General features: G+C 44.4%; 13 protein-coding genes. 5 read left to right on the top strand and 8 right to left on the bottom strand.

The features are described 5' to 3' along the window. Positions 1-2: 2 nt before the first annotated feature. Entirely contained in the window at positions 3-1,637 is a 1,635-nt protein-coding gene (locus ABNE31_RS07910; protein ID WP_349352960.1) for a CTP synthase, read from the bottom strand. Between the two features lie 49 nt (positions 1,638-1,686). Beyond that, complete coding sequence (locus tag ABNE31_RS07905) at positions 1,687-1,929, bottom strand: DUF3820 family protein (protein ID WP_293285075.1); 243 nt, start codon at positions 1,927-1,929, stop codon at positions 1,687-1,689. Positions 1,930-1,972: 43 nt separating this feature from the next. Here ABNE31_RS07905 and ABNE31_RS07900 point away from each other — a divergent pair, with 43 nt between their 5' ends. After that, positions 1,973-2,836: a TIM barrel protein gene (locus ABNE31_RS07900; RefSeq protein WP_349352959.1), complete on the top strand. Its 864-nt coding sequence runs from the start codon at positions 1,973-1,975 to the stop codon at positions 2,834-2,836. 83 nt (positions 2,837-2,919) lie between these two features. On the opposite strand, the gene ABNE31_RS07895 is transcribed toward ABNE31_RS07900, so the two are convergent. Continuing rightward, positions 2,920-3,096: a hypothetical protein gene (locus ABNE31_RS07895; protein ID WP_349352958.1), complete on the bottom strand. Its 177-nt coding sequence runs from the start codon at positions 3,094-3,096 to the stop codon at positions 2,920-2,922. Between the two features lie 293 nt (positions 3,097-3,389). Here ABNE31_RS07895 and ABNE31_RS07890 point away from each other — a divergent pair, with 293 nt between their 5' ends. Continuing rightward, complete coding sequence (locus ABNE31_RS07890; protein WP_293285069.1) at positions 3,390-3,638, top strand: DUF6364 family protein; 249 nt, start codon at positions 3,390-3,392, stop codon at positions 3,636-3,638. Continuing rightward, the gene (locus tag ABNE31_RS07885) at positions 3,635-4,057 is read left to right on the top strand and encodes a PIN domain-containing protein (protein ID WP_349352957.1); all 423 of its coding nucleotides are present in this window, start codon (positions 3,635-3,637) and stop codon (positions 4,055-4,057) included. Before ABNE31_RS07890 ends, ABNE31_RS07885 begins: the two co-directional genes overlap by 4 nt. 67 nt (positions 4,058-4,124) lie before the next feature. Here the strand turns inward: ABNE31_RS07885 and ABNE31_RS07880 are convergent, their stop codons facing one another. From ABNE31_RS07880 to guaA, 4 genes are read right to left on the bottom strand one after another with little or no spacing between them, the layout of a single operon-like run. Next, positions 4,125-4,658, bottom strand: a complete 534-nt coding sequence (locus ABNE31_RS07880; RefSeq protein ID WP_349352956.1) for a DUF922 domain-containing protein — start codon at positions 4,656-4,658, stop codon at positions 4,125-4,127. Further along, positions 4,646-5,050: an OsmC family protein gene (locus ABNE31_RS07875; RefSeq protein WP_293285066.1), complete on the bottom strand. Its 405-nt coding sequence runs from the start codon at positions 5,048-5,050 to the stop codon at positions 4,646-4,648. The genes ABNE31_RS07880 and ABNE31_RS07875 overlap by 13 nt, the downstream gene beginning before the upstream one ends. Further along, entirely contained in the window at positions 5,028-7,214 is a 2,187-nt protein-coding gene (locus ABNE31_RS07870) for a LysM peptidoglycan-binding domain-containing protein (RefSeq protein ID WP_349352955.1), read from the bottom strand. Before ABNE31_RS07870 ends, ABNE31_RS07875 begins: the two co-directional genes overlap by 23 nt. After that, positions 7,211-8,743: a glutamine-hydrolyzing GMP synthase gene (guaA, locus tag ABNE31_RS07865; RefSeq protein ID WP_349352954.1), complete on the bottom strand. Its 1,533-nt coding sequence runs from the start codon at positions 8,741-8,743 to the stop codon at positions 7,211-7,213. The genes ABNE31_RS07870 and guaA overlap by 4 nt, the downstream gene beginning before the upstream one ends. Before the next feature lie 208 nt (positions 8,744-8,951). Between guaA and pgmB the strand changes: the two genes are divergently transcribed. After that, on the top strand, positions 8,952-9,611 hold the full coding sequence (gene pgmB, locus ABNE31_RS07860) for a beta-phosphoglucomutase (RefSeq protein ID WP_349352953.1): 660 nt from the start codon (positions 8,952-8,954) through the stop codon (positions 9,609-9,611). A gap of 199 nt (positions 9,612-9,810) precedes the next feature. On the opposite strand, the gene bshC is transcribed toward pgmB, so the two are convergent. Beyond that, positions 9,811-11,415: a bacillithiol biosynthesis cysteine-adding enzyme BshC gene (gene bshC, locus ABNE31_RS07855; RefSeq protein ID WP_349352952.1), complete on the bottom strand. Its 1,605-nt coding sequence runs from the start codon at positions 11,413-11,415 to the stop codon at positions 9,811-9,813. Between the two features lie 159 nt (positions 11,416-11,574). On the opposite strand from bshC, the gene ABNE31_RS07850 reads away from it, so the two are divergent. Beyond that, positions 11,575-14,022 (top strand): M14 family metallopeptidase, encoded by a 2,448-nt coding sequence (locus ABNE31_RS07850; RefSeq protein ID WP_349352951.1) that lies wholly within the window; start codon positions 11,575-11,577, stop codon positions 14,020-14,022. Positions 14,023-14,114: the final 92 nt, after the last annotated feature.

Genomic DNA, 14,114 nt, shown 5'->3' with positions numbered 1-14,114 from the left:
TTTTATGCCAAACTGGCATTGTTTTGTTTATGTTTTTGGGTCAACACCGCCTTTACGAACCCTACGAACAACGGATGTGGGCTTGCGACGGTACTTTTATATTCCGGATGGTACTGCACTCCCACAAACCAAGGATGCGACGGGATTTCCACCACTTCCACCAAGCCGGTCTTGGGGTTTAGCCCTGAAGCGATCAAGCCGGCCTGTTCCATCTGTTCCTTATACTTATTGTTGAATTCGTAACGGTGTCTATGGCGTTCCTCAATATCGGAGCTACCATATACTTGTTTTACTAAGCTACCTTCTTGTAAGTGGCAGTCCCAAGCACCCAAACGCATGGTTCCTCCCATGTCAGTGATGGATTTCTGTTCCTCCATCAAACTAATGACAGGGTCCGGTGTTGTTTTGTCCATTTCGGTGGAATTGGCCTTAGAAAGTCCAAGTACGGTTCGGGCAAATTCAATCACCGCCATTTGCATGCCCAAACAAATACCCAGGAAAGGAATGTTATTTTCCCTCGCATATCTTACAGCGGTCACTTTTCCTTCGATACCGCGCTCCCCAAAACCGGGAGCCACCAAAATACCGTCGAGGCCCTGCAATTTCCTTTCAATATTTTTTTCTGATAGATGTTCGGAGTGAATCGATTTCACCTCCACCTCCACCTCATTGGCCGCTCCTGCGTGGATAAATGCTTCTTGTATGGACTTGTAGGAATCGGGAAGCTCCACATATTTTCCGATCAACCCAATAACAACTTTATCCTTCGGATTTTTATGCCTCTGCAAAAATTCTTTCCATTGGTCCAAATTGGGCTCCACGGTATTGGTGAGTGCCAATTTTTCCAGGGCTACCGTATCCAAGCCTTCTTCCTGCATCATCAATGGTACATCGTAAATGGTAGATGCATCGATGGATTGGATTACGGCCTCTTTCTTCACATTACAGAAAAGGGCCAATTTTTGTTTGATATCCTCCGAAATCTGATGCTCGGTGCGGCATACCAATATGTCTGCCTTTATACCGCTTTCCATTAAGGTCTTTACCGAGTGCTGCGTGGGTTTTGTCTTTAATTCACCCGCTGCCGACAAAAAGGGCACCAAGGTAAGGTGGATTACAATTCCGTTATGTTCGCCCAATTCCCAAAGCAATTGCCGAACCGCTTCTATGTAGGGCAAGGATTCAATATCACCCACGGTCCCGCCAATTTCAGTGATCACAATGTCGTAATCGCCACTGTTCCCTAAAATTTGGATGCGTTCTTTGATCTCGTTGGTGATGTGGGGCACTACTTGTACCGTTTTGCCCAAAAACTCCCCTCTTCGTTCCTTTTCGATTACGCTTTGGTAGATTCGACCAGTGGTCACGTTATTGGCCTGTGATGTGCGAACGTTCAAGAAGCGCTCATAATGTCCAAGATCCAAGTCGGTTTCGGCACCATCATCGGTCACGTAACATTCACCATGCTCATACGGATTAAGGGTTCCGGGGTCTACGTTAATGTATGGATCTAACTTTTGGATGGTGGTTCGGTAACCCCTGGCCTGCAGCAATTTGGCCAAGGATGCGGCGATGATTCCCTTACCCAATGAAGAGGTAACGCCTCCCGTAACGAAAATGTACTTGGTATCTGACATATTGATCTTTCTATTACGGGGCGTAAAATTACTAATTGCTGGGCAAAAATCAGGTAGATTTGCGAGGAAAATCTTTTTGCAGCTTTCTTATCAAGGGTTCTAGGTTGTTGTCCTTAATGGTGAGCATGGTATTGAGATAGTTGCCCAGCTTGCCTTCGGGAAACCCTTTTTGGCGGAACCAAACCAAATAGGCCAAGGGCAGATCTACCAAATAACGCCCCTTATACTTACCAAAGGGCATTTTGTAATGTGCCAGTTCCAAAAGTTGCTGTGAATCGGGACGTATTTCCATTTATAGGCCTAAAATACTATCTTTCCAAGAACAAATCCGTAAAATGAAACGTAGAAATTTTATCGCCACGGCCGCAATCGGCTCCGCAGGTCTGGCCTCAACCTCAGCCATGACCGCTTCCCAAGCTCCCAGTAAGGAGTTCAAACTCAAGGGGAACATCAACCACAGTGTATGCGAATGGTGCTTTAGCGATATTCCGCTGGAAGATTTTCTAAAAACCCTGAACGAGTTGGGCGTTAAGGCCATTGATTTGGTGGGTCCCGATAGGTGGCCCATTTTAAAAAAATACGGCATCCACTGCTCCATGTGCAATGGGGCCGAGATAAGCCTGACCGAGGGATGGAACAATCCCAAATATCATAAACAGCTCATTAAGAACTATACGGAAATGATCCCGAAGGTGGCCGAAGCGGGCTACACCAACCTCATTTGTTTTAGTGGCAATCGGGACGGGATGAACGACTACGTTGGGTTACAAAATTGTGTGGACGGGCTTTCGCAGATTATGCCCTTGGCCGAAAAACATGGGGTAGTGATTCAAATGGAGCTTTTTAACCAAGTGAACCATCCGGATTATATGTGTGACAACTCCCTTTGGGGTGTGGAACTGTGCAAACACTTGGGCAGTGACAATTTTAAATTGTTGTTCGATATCTACCACATGCAAATTCAGGAAGGCGACATTATCCGAAGCATACAAAACTATCATCCCTATTTTGGGCACTACCATACAGCGGGCGTTCCGGGCAGGCACGAAATTGATGAAACCCAAGAACTGTACTATCCAGCCATCATTAAAGCTATCCACGATACCGGATTTACAGGCTACGTAGCGCAAGAATTTATCGTGACCTGGGAGGATAAGATTGCTGCGCTCAAGGATGGTTTTTTAAGGTGTGATATTTAGTTGATTACAAGTCTTTACTAAATTTTAACTAGGCATAATTTTCTTAAAACGGATTATGATTCATGGTAAAATGAAATAAATAGCTACAGTTTAAACACCCTCAAAACCCGAACCACTCCCCTTAGCGCAGTGGCCACTTCCTGTAGTTCCTCTCTGGAAAAGGTATCCTCTTCCACATAAAACAACATTTCCACAGCCAAATCCAAATGTTCAGCTAAGGCCTCTGATGTACCATAAGTATCCGAGATTAATTGTGACAACTCATCTGTTCTAAAGAAACCAAACTTTTGCTTTTTACGGTTAGTAAGAAGCAAAACTCATAGATCTTCGACAGATGAATAGCCCTATTTATCGTACTAAAATCAAAATTGTAGGTAATAGATGTTGAATTTATTCTGATATTTTAGGTGTTTCCTTAACCTTAATGTTCAACCACCCTTATTTCCCAAGTTCCCGAAATGACTTTTCCACCTACTTCCCTTCCATAACAGAAGGTTAAAAAGCAATCGTTATACGGACTAATTTAATATATTTGTACGTATAACTATTTCCTATGGATACCAAATTGACATTGAAGCTTGACCAAAAAATCATTGAACGGGCAAAAAAGTACGCTTCCAACAAGAAAATGAGCCTATCCCGAATTGTGGAGGCCTATCTGCAATCCTTGACCTCGGATATGGGCAAATCGGAGTTTGAAATCTCTCCCTTTGTGAAGAGTATCTCCACGGGAACCAAAATCCCGACCGATATCGACCCTAAAAAAGAATATTCCGAGCATTTGATGAAAAAACACCAATGAGCAGGAGGATTTTTGTGGACACCAATGTAATGCTCGACCTTTTGGGCGAGAGAGAACCCTTTTATGCACCCATTGCCAAAATTGCTACATTGGCCGAAAAGAAAAAATTGACCATGGTTGTCTCCCCTATTTCATTTGCCACGGTAAACTACTTTCTTTCCAAATATGAGAGTCCAAAAATAGCAAAGGAAAAACTGCGCAAATTCAAAATATTGTGCGAGATATGCTCCATGGACGAGCAAACGGTTGAGAAAGGCCTCAACACGCCTATCAAGGATTTTGAGGATGCCCTGCAATATTTCAGCGCTACCGAATCTGGTTGTGAAATCATCATTACCAGAAATGGCAAGGACTTTAAACATTCTTTGCTACCGGTGATGACCGCCAGTGAGTTTTTGAAAAGTTTGGTGGATACGTAAATTCAACCAAAATTCTGTTGTCGGTCCTCCTATCGACCAAGTTCTAAATGATACATCCAAAGATGATTTAGGCTCCCGTCCTTAACGCTTCCGCAACTTTTCTGTTCCACTCCGCTTGCTTTTCCCGGTTTCGGGAAAAATTGGTCTCCCAGTCGTATCGCTCTTGGTATTCCTGAAGTTCTTTGAGGATATCGTGGTAAATCTTGCGTACTTCTGCCTTCACATCATCCGAAAAAGAAGTGCGACGCAGTTTTTCGCGCATCTTTCGGGCAAATACCTCCGTGATATCAAAATGGAGCTGCTCGTGTGCCAAGGTATTTTCGTCGCAGAGCTCGGGCTTGTACCACGATTCATTGGGATAAAAATAGGCGTTTACCTCAAAGTCCAACTTTACTTCGTGGTGCAGCAGATTGGCGGAATAGGAATAACTGATGCCGCTTGCGGTGGTGGCAGCGGGAGGCTGTGCTGGAGGTACCTTCCCCTTAAAGTCGGCCCAAGTAAGGCGAACATTTTCCGTCCATGGTACCCCTTCCTCGATTTCTTGTCCAAATCCCAAAAAAGCGAGCAAAAAGACACATGCTATGGAAATTATTTTACCCAATTAAATTCGATTGAACGTTCAATGTCGGGATGAAGGCTGTAATGCACTGGGCAGGTGTTAGCGGTGTGCACCAAAATTTTTCGGTGTTTCTCTGAAACCGAGGCAGGCAGTTCCAATTTCACTTCTATTTTGGAAATCCGTCTTGGGTTGGCGGCCATATGCTTGGTCACCTCGGCGGTTGAGCCCTCTAGATCTACTCCAAGGTCACGTGCCTTAATGCCCATCATGGTCATCATACAATTCGCCAGACCAGTGGCCACAGTGTCGGTGGGTGAAAATGCCTCACCTTTGCCATTGTTGTCCACTGGGGCATCGGTAATGTATTCGCTGCCCGAACGTATGTGCACACAAGTGGTGCGCAGATTGCCGTTATAGGTTACTTTTGCTGTCATTTTTTTGCTCTACCTCTTTTATACGAAGATCGTCATATTCCATGATATAGCACGCCCTGTTAAAATAACCTGAGGTCCAATCATTATAATAATCGAAACCGTTGCCGGCATACTCTGTCAAACCAATATATTTTGAGGTCTCGAAAAGATTCTTTTTATAAGCGAGCTTCAACAAAACATCCATGGTTACATCAAAGCCACGAACGGCATACCTGTCCGGCAACAGACCGTCGTATTTTTTGGTATAGGCCCGAGTGAAAGTATCATCGACCGTTTCGCGATAAAACGAAGGATAGGTAAACTTCAAATTGGACAAATGCGCTTTGGAAACCGCCTCATCCTCAAAGGCCCCATTGTAACTGGTGGTAAACATGCGAACCTTAACCTGTTTATCGGTTTCTTCAGCATCCAATCTAGAGATGTTGGCAGAATTTAAAATAGATGTAACACTGGACACCATATTTACTTGATCTGTCTCCAAAAACACCCAGTTTTCCTTTTCTTCTGAAAGTTGTACCAAAAATCTATCCAAGTGAAGCGATTTATTGTCGATTACCTTAGCGATTTGGGCAGAGGGGAATTTGCTCAAAATGGAATCGTGTGCCACTTGATGGGTCGAATCCGCGATGATAATGACATTTTCATCTTTGTGGATTTTTTCCATATAGGCCAACATTTTATCCCGAAGCACCACATCTCGGGGCACGGAGAAAAAGACATTGCTGTGGCTCAGTTTACTGTCGGACGCAATCGGTGCAATCACAGGGATGTTTTTTGCTGCGGCTTGAACGGCCACTTCATCCAACGGACCAGCAGCCAATGGACCGATTACAGCATCAACACCGGTTAAATTTTCCCTTAGAAGGATTTCCTTGACCTTGGCTTGGTCCAATTGGGTATCATAGGTTTTGACATCCACGGACACCCCAAGCTTTTTGATGGAGTCCAATGCCACCATGGCTCCAGTATAGAAACCAAGGCTGATCGCTAAGTCCCTTCTGTTTTTAATGAGCTCCTCCGCTTTTTGGGTGTCGGCCACATTCACCTTGTCCAATCGAAACGGCAGCATATACACCAACTTGGGCCTGTTCGCCACATCGATGCTGTCCACTAAGTTGATCTTATCCAGTACGAGAGCATTCTTTACCTCCAACTCCTTTTCCTTTTCCTTGGGCAATTTCAATACCATTCCAGCTTTCAATCCATTTTCAAGTGCTGGGTTCAAACGGAACAGTTCGTCGCGGGTAATCTTTAAGTTTTGGGTAATCCTGAAGATGTTCTGCTTGGGTTTTACTTCGTAGAACACATAATTTTCAGTATTGACTTCGTTGCCTTTTTCTCGCTTCTTGGGCAAACGGACCACCATACCTTCCTTAAGTCCACCCTCTTTCATAATTTCGGGGTTCAAACGAACGATGGAATCCGTTGGAATGCCGTACTCACGCCCCAGGCTGTAAAGCGTCATTTTGGGTGGTACGGTGTACGAGGTAAAGATTTCTGTCTTTTGTTCTTTGAGACTATCCCCCTTGGGTCTTGGCAATTTAAGTTCTTCACCAGCCGCCAAATAGTTGGTATTCTTATCCAATTCGGGATTCAGTACCAAAAGACTATCTACACTGATCCCGTATTTGTGCGCAATACTCCAACGGGTCTCTTTGGGCTTAACAGTGTAGATTTCAAAATCTAGCTCCTTCTCTTCATCCGGGTCTATTTCCGGATATACCGGAATCTGGAGTACCATGCCCTTGTCCAGCGTTTCCGAGTACAATCGGGTATTGTATCGCTTCAGTTGGTCCTCGGTAATATTATACTTTTGGGTAAGTCCAAAAAGGGTCTCCTTTCTGCGCACCCTGTGCCGCGCAAAGCGAATCGGTTTTACTTCTTCTTCCTGAGGGTCCTTCTTTTTGGTTACAGGTTTGGTTTCGGCAGGCTTACTGCCATTCAACGGAATGATAAGGATGGTGTTCTCCTTTACATCGTCCGCTGTTTTGATTTCCTTATTGGCCTGTAAAATACTGTAAGGGGTCACCCGATATTTTTGCGAAATGCTCTTGAGCGTTTCACCTTCCTTTACCGCATGGGTTGCATAGTTTTGTGCAGAAACCGGCACCATGGCCAACAAAAGAACCATGGTAACAACCAGTTGTAACATATATTTTTTCATTCCCATTCTATAGTTGCCGGTGGTTTTGAGCTAATGTCATACACCACTCTATTAACGCCTTTAACCTTATTTATTATATCATTTGAGGTTTTTTGAAGGAATTCGTAGGGCAAATTCACCCAATCGGCCGTCATACCATCGGTACTTTCCACGGCTCTGAGCGCAACACATTTTTCATAGGTGCGCTCATCTCCCATAACTCCTACACTATCTACGGGCAAAAGCATGGCTCCGGCCTGCCAAACCTTGTCATAAAGTCCCCATTTTTTCAATCCTTCGATAAAAATGGCGTCAACTTCTTGCAAAATGGCCACCTTTTCTGCCGTAATATCGCCCAAGATACGGATTCCCAATCCTGGACCGGGAAAAGGATGCCTTCCCAATATTTCGGCCGGCATATCCATACTGGCACCAACCCTTCTCACCTCATCCTTGAACAACATTTTCAAGGGCTCCACAATTTTCAATTTCATGTAGTCGGGCAATCCTCCCACATTGTGGTGACTTTTGATCACCGCTGATGGACCTCCACTGGCGGAAACGGACTCAATCCTATCGGGATAAATGGTGCCTTGTGCCAGCCATTTCGCATTTTCCACTTGGTGGGATTCATCATCAAAAACCTCAATAAACACCCTTCCAATAATCTTTCGTTTCTTTTCAGGATCGGATTCGCCTTTCAAGGCGTCCAAAAAGCGTGCCGAAGCATCAACGCCCTTTACATTGAGACCCATGTGCTTGTACTGATCTAACACGCTTTCAAACTCATTTTTACGCAAAAGGCCATTGTTCACGAAGATACAATAGAGGTGATCACCGATAGCTTTGTGCAGCAACATGGCCGCCACGCTGGAGTCTACACCTCCAGAAAGTCCCAAAATGACCTTTTCATCTCCAATTTCCTGTCTCAACTCCTCCACGGTGGTTTCCACAAAGGCATCGGGCGTCCAGTCCTGTTCCAGTCCTGCGATATTCACCAAAAAGTTTTCGAGTAATTGGGTACCGTCCGTGGTGTGGTAAACTTCTGGGTGGAATTGTATCCCATAGGTAGTCTCTCCATCAATCTTGTAGGCCGCATTCTCCACATCGTGGGTGCTCGCCAATCGGATGGCGCCTTTGGGCAGTTCTTTGATGGTATCGCTATGGCTCATCCAAACCTGGCTTCCTTCGCCAATACCGTTCAAAAAATCCTCTCCTTCTTTTACAAACGAAAGGTTGGCCCTGCCATATTCCCTGGTCGCCGAAGGGGCTACGTTACCACCATGAAAATGGGACAGGTACTGTGCACCGTAGCAAATGCCCAAAAGAGGTTTTTTTCCCTTGATGTTGGATAGATCGGGGTGCGGGGCACTCTCCGAACGCACCGATGATGGGGACCCGGAAAGAATCACTGCTTTGTAATCGGACAAGTCTTCCGGCAGTTTGTTGTACGGTTTTATTTCTGAGTAAATGTTGAGTTCCCTAACGCGTCGCGCGATCAATTGTGTGTACTGGGAACCAAAGTCTAGGATGAGTACGTTGTTATGCATGGGCAAAAATAGCAATTTGCTTTAGTTGCAAAAGTATCTTTTAAAGGTTATTTATGACAAGTTTTCCCCATAAGTAATTCCAACGGGTTATCAACAGTTCTGCCGTTTCTGGATTCGTCCTACACCCACCTTCGGAAAGAACATATTGCTATATAGTTTTTTTCTTAACTGATTTCATTATTTCTTTGCGGTCTAAACACTATTGACCATGATCAAGGGATTCATTTTTGATTTGGACGGTGTGATCACCGATACGGCCGAACTCCATTATGAAGCTTGGAAGCATTTGTCCGACGATATGGACTGGGAGTTCGACCGGGAACTCAACGAAAAACTGAGGGGAATCTCCCGAATGGACTCCATAAAGGTAATTATGGACCACAACCACGTTACTTTGGATGATGCCACGGTAGCGGAACTGGCCACCAAAAAGAACGATATCTATGTGGCAAGCCTTGATCACATGACCCCGGATGACTATCTGCCCGGCGCACTAGAACTTTTGACCCATTTACGGTCCGAGGGATTCAAGGTAGCGTTGGGAAGTGCAAGCAAAAACGCCATAAAGGTTTTAAAACAACTGAACGCTACGCATTTTTTTGATGTTATTGGGGATGGGAACAGCGTTTCCAAAAGCAAGCCCGAACCGGACATTTTCCTTTATGCTGCGGAAAAATTGGGATTACCCCCAGAAAACTGTATTGTTTTTGAAGATGCTGAAAAAGGTATCGATGCCGCCAAGGCCGGAAAATTTCATAACGTGGGCATAGGTCCCGAGGAGCGTGTTGGCCATGCCGATATCCGTTTCGATACCATGAAAGAGGCTACGCTATTTGAGGTAAAATCACATTTTAAAGATTTGTTCTAACCTTCACAAACCTTATAAAAAGCAAAAAGCCCCGGGAACCACTCCGGGGCTTTTCAATAAAATCAAAACCAACCTAAACATATGAGTTAACCAACTCAAAATTTAAATTTTCATAGCTATTTACAGTAATGGAACAACCTGGAAGGAAAATACCCTACCACAGTTCCCTCCTTTTTTTAAAAAAAATCAGCGAATCCAATTAATCGTGACGAATAATGGTAAAATCTTTGGAAAATGGGTCAAGCATTTCCAACAACAACGGAATAAGGTTTTCACCCATGTGCAGGTACATTTCGGAAAAGTTGAGTTGCCTTTCCTGTAGGGATTGATTGGGAAACAATTCGTTCTGCAGTTCGGTCAGACGCACCACATGGTCCTTTAGCTTCCGCTTTTGAGCCCTCAACAAACGCTTTTCCAAATTGTCCAATCCTTTTTTTTGTTTCACTTCTTGGGCCTTTACGGCACCCAAAAAGCTTTTGTCCGTTTTCTCGGCCAGCTCATACATGTGCTGAAATTGTTCTTCCAACAACTTTTTCTGGGGCGAGAAATCAATATCTATATTGGAAATATCCCGAATTTTCTTGTTGATCAGCGAATGCTGCTTCATGAACAAATGGGATACCTTCAGTCCCATCCGCTCCACTTTTTCCGATTGTTTTTCGGTAATCAGCAAAGCTGAATTGCGCAACATCAGCATTGGAAACGTAACTCCCACCTCATCAAAATAGGACTTGAGTTCCAACCAATAGGCCAACTCCCCTCCTCCTCCAATGTAGCACAGGTTGGGCAGGATCACTTCTTGATATAGTGGACGTGCCACCACGTTGGGCGAAAATCGTTCCGGATGTTCTTCCAGTTCCGCTAGGAGTTCTTCCTCCGTAAAGTCCAAATGGGTATTGATCACATGGTATTTCCCCTTTTTGAGGATAATACGTTCCCTGAGGCCATCTTCCAGATAAAAATAGTTGATTTCCCTAGGGTTTACTTGAATGGTGTAATCCGAAGAAGCCTCCTGCAAAGCCTCGATGGTTTTATTTATTTTTTGATACGGAACATGCTCCAGCATATCCGCTTTGGCATAGGGCACCAATAGTTTTTTTAGCGCCTTGTCATCACCGTCAACAATCACCAGCCCTTCTTCCCCAAAGAGGGCGTTCGCCAGATAGCGGGTGGCTTCGGTCAATGTATCGTGCTCCAAGTAAGCTTTTTGGAACAAGGTTTTTAAATCGTCCGTTAGACCCAAATGGCCCAATTCGGCCGCAAATACATCAAAAACCTCTTCCAGACCCTCCGTGGAAAGTCGGCCAACAGCTCCAGAAGCTTTTTTGTTCCAGAGTACCTTTTTGCCATGCAGGTTGAAATAGTTGATTTCCTCAAAATCATGGTCTTCCGTAGCCATCCAATACACAGGCACAAAATGGTTGCTGGGATATTGCTTGTTCAGCTTTTTGGCCAGATTGATGGTAGATATGATTTTATATAAAAAGTATAAGGGTCCCGTAAACAAGTTCAATTGATGCCCGGTCACCACAGTAAAGGTGGTCTCCTTTTGAAGGGCCTCCATATTTTTTTGGGTCGCTTTTGAAGCGTCGATACCGCGATACTGGTTCTTTAGGGCTTGGACCAGCACAGTGCGATTTTCTTTGGGGAAGTTGGCCATCTTCTCTTTAATCTGCGCCTCAAAATTTTCGGCCAGCGGATATCGATTATAAAAAGGAGTCAATCCTTCTTTCTGTTCCAAATAATCGCAAATCAGTTGGGAAAAATAACCCGTCTCCCTAAAGGGTATACATTCTACTTCCATTCAATCGCTAATGTGGTGTTCAAAGATAAGTCTCTTCTTTTTTTCTGTTCCTAAAAATACGTTAATTGAATTTTACACAATTTTATACTCCAACCATTCAAAAAATTAGGCATCTGGCTCAATTTATTAGTAGATTTGGTCGAACCAATTAACCCAAGCATGACCAGATTTTTATTTTCTCTCGCTCTTTTAGTAGCCGTTTCGGTATCTGCACAACAATTAAAATCCCCATCAGAATTTTTGGGATACGAACTCGGGACACAATTCAGTCGTCATCACGAAGTGGTGGATTACTACGAATACTTGGCCGAAGCCGCCCCTGATAGGGTAAAACTTACGGTTTATGGGCAAACCAATGAGAGGAGACCTTTAATTCTGGCCTATGTATCCTCAGCGGAAAACCTTTCCAATCTGGAGAACATCCGTCAGGAGCACTTAAAGGATACCGAGGGCACTGGAAATTCAAACAAGGCTATTGTGTGGTTAAGCTATAATGTGCACGGTAACGAAAGTGTAAGCACCGAAGCTTCCATGAAGACCATTTACGAATTGTTGACCAATAAAAGTTCCTATTTGGAAAACACCGTGGTCATCATGGACCCGTGTATCAATCCAGATGGCCGGGACCGTTACAGCAACTGGTACAATCAATTCAAAAATACCCCTTACCAAGTGGACCCGAACAGCAAGGAACACCATGAGGGTTGGTGGAGCGGCAGGAGCAATCACTATATGTTCGATTTGAACCGGGACTGGGCCTGGTTAACGCAGGTGGAAAGCCAGCAGCGTCTCAAGGTGTTCAACCAATGGATGCCACATGTTCATGTCGATTTCCATGAGCAAGGTGTGGACAATCCCTATTATTTTGCACCGGCCGCAGAGCCCTATCACGAAGTGATAACGGATTTCCAACGTGATTTTCAAGTGACCTTGGGTAGAAACCATGCCAAATATTTTGATGCCAATGGTTGGTTCTATTTTACTAAAGAGGTATTTGACCTATTGTATCCAAGTTATGGGGACACCTACCCTATGTACAATGGTTCCATTGGGATGACCTACGAACAAGGTGGTAGCGGCAGGGCCGGATTGGGCATTATCACCTCCATTGGCGATACCTTGACCTTGAAAGACCGGATTGCCCACCACTTTACGACGGGACTTTCCACCGTAGAGGTATCTTCCCAAAATGCACAAAAACTCAACGAAGAGTTTAGAAAATTCCACCAAAACAAGGCATTTAAGTACAAGAGTTATGTGTTACGAGGAGATAAAGACAAATTGGACGCCCTTAAATCCCTTTTGGAAAAACACAATATTGCATACGGTGACCTTGAGAGTGGTTCTTACAAAGGACACAGCTATAGTTCTGGAAATACAGGTAGCCTGACCATCAATAAAAACGGCATGGTTGTATCTACAGATCAACCCAAAGGAACCTTGGTAAAAGTACTGTTCGAGCCCAATGCCAAACTTTCGGATTCATTGACGTACGACATTACTGCGTGGTCGCTCCCTTATGCATACGGATTGGATGCTATTGCTTCCACTTCCACAGTGTCCCCGCAATCGGTACAACAGTCCATGGCAAGTTCCAACATCAACAGTGGGAGCTATGCCTATCTCGCGGATTGGAACAGCATGGAAGATGCCCGCTTTTTGGCAGCATTGCTCAAAGAGGGCATACGGGTTCGCAAAGCGGACCATCCATTTGGCATCGAGGGCAAGTCCTTTGATCGCGGCACCTTGATCATCACCAAAGGTGATAATGAAAACAAGGAGGATTTTATAACTACTTTGCAATCCGTTGCCCAAAAATTCAACAAAGAACTTACGGCGACCAGCACCGGTTTTGTAGACTCAGGAAAAGACTTTGGTTCGTCATCCATACAAATGATCACCAAGCCAAAAATAGCCGTTTTGTCCGGCGGCCCCACCTCTACCCTACGGTTTGGGGAAATTTGGCACTTTTTTGAACAGCAATTACATTATCCTCTGACCGTAATCGATGATGAATATGCCGATAGGGTAGATTTGGACGAGTATCACATTTTGATTTTGCCCGACGGGCGTTATGGCAACTATTTCAACGAAGACAAACTTTCCGAGCTGAAGAGCTGGGTACGCCAAGGTGGAAAAATAATAGCCATGGGAGGCTCTATAAATGCCCTTGATGGTGAAAATGGTTTCGGAATCAAACAAAAGAAAATGGAAAGGGATACCAGTGAAAATTCCCCACAACCTTATGAAGATTGGGAGAGGGAACGCATCAAGGGAGCTATTACAGGAGCCATCTTTAAAACAAAGGTGGACAATTCCAATCCTTTGGCCTATGGATACGGTGCAGATTATTTTACCCTGAAATTGGGCAGCAGCGCATTCGAGTATCTCGACAACGGCAACGCGGTGTACTTGGAGCAAAATACCAAACCGTTTTCTGGTTTTGCCGGCATAGAAGCCCAAAAACGGATTTCGGAAACCCTAATTTATGGGGTGGAAAACTACGGCCGTGGCCAAGTTATCTACATGGTGGACAACCCGCTCTTCCGAGGGTTTTGGGAAAACGGAAAACTATTTTTTGCCAATGCCCTTTTTATGGTAGACTAGGTAGGCTTAACGGTTGACATGTAGAGGATTGTTTGGTTTTTTAACGAAATCCAACAAAAAGGGTATGTCCTTTTTTTTGTATCTTTAGTAGA

The sequence above is a fragment of the Flagellimonas sp. MMG031 genome, assembly GCF_040112705.1.
GTDB lineage: Bacteria > Bacteroidota > Bacteroidia > Flavobacteriales > Flavobacteriaceae > Flagellimonas.
This window is presented reverse-complemented; position numbering and strand designations above follow the sequence as displayed.

Excerpts from the sequence above, each read along its gene's own strand:
- ABNE31_RS07910 (WP_349352960.1), bottom strand. The coding sequence starts at position 1,637 with ATGTCAGATACCAAGTACATTTTCGTTACGGGAGGCGTTACCTCTTCA.
- ABNE31_RS07905 (WP_293285075.1), bottom strand. The coding sequence starts at position 1,929 with ATGGAAATACGTCCCGATTCACAGCAACTTTTGGAACTGGCACATTAC.
- ABNE31_RS07900 (WP_349352959.1), top strand. The coding sequence starts at position 1,973 with ATGAAACGTAGAAATTTTATCGCCACGGCCGCAATCGGCTCCGCAGGT.
- ABNE31_RS07890 (WP_293285069.1), top strand. The coding sequence starts at position 3,390 with ATGGATACCAAATTGACATTGAAGCTTGACCAAAAAATCATTGAACGG.
- ABNE31_RS07885 (WP_349352957.1), top strand. The coding sequence starts at position 3,635 with ATGAGCAGGAGGATTTTTGTGGACACCAATGTAATGCTCGACCTTTTG.
- ABNE31_RS07875 (WP_293285066.1), bottom strand. The coding sequence starts at position 5,050 with ATGACAGCAAAAGTAACCTATAACGGCAATCTGCGCACCACTTGTGTG.
- ABNE31_RS07870 (WP_349352955.1), bottom strand. The coding sequence starts at position 7,214 with ATGAAAAAATATATGTTACAACTGGTTGTTACCATGGTTCTTTTGTTG.
- guaA (WP_349352954.1), bottom strand. The coding sequence starts at position 8,743 with ATGCATAACAACGTACTCATCCTAGACTTTGGTTCCCAGTACACACAA.
- pgmB (WP_349352953.1), top strand. The coding sequence starts at position 8,952 with ATGATCAAGGGATTCATTTTTGATTTGGACGGTGTGATCACCGATACG.
- bshC (WP_349352952.1), bottom strand. The coding sequence starts at position 11,415 with ATGGAAGTAGAATGTATACCCTTTAGGGAGACGGGTTATTTTTCCCAA.
- ABNE31_RS07850 (WP_349352951.1), top strand. The coding sequence starts at position 11,575 with ATGACCAGATTTTTATTTTCTCTCGCTCTTTTAGTAGCCGTTTCGGTA.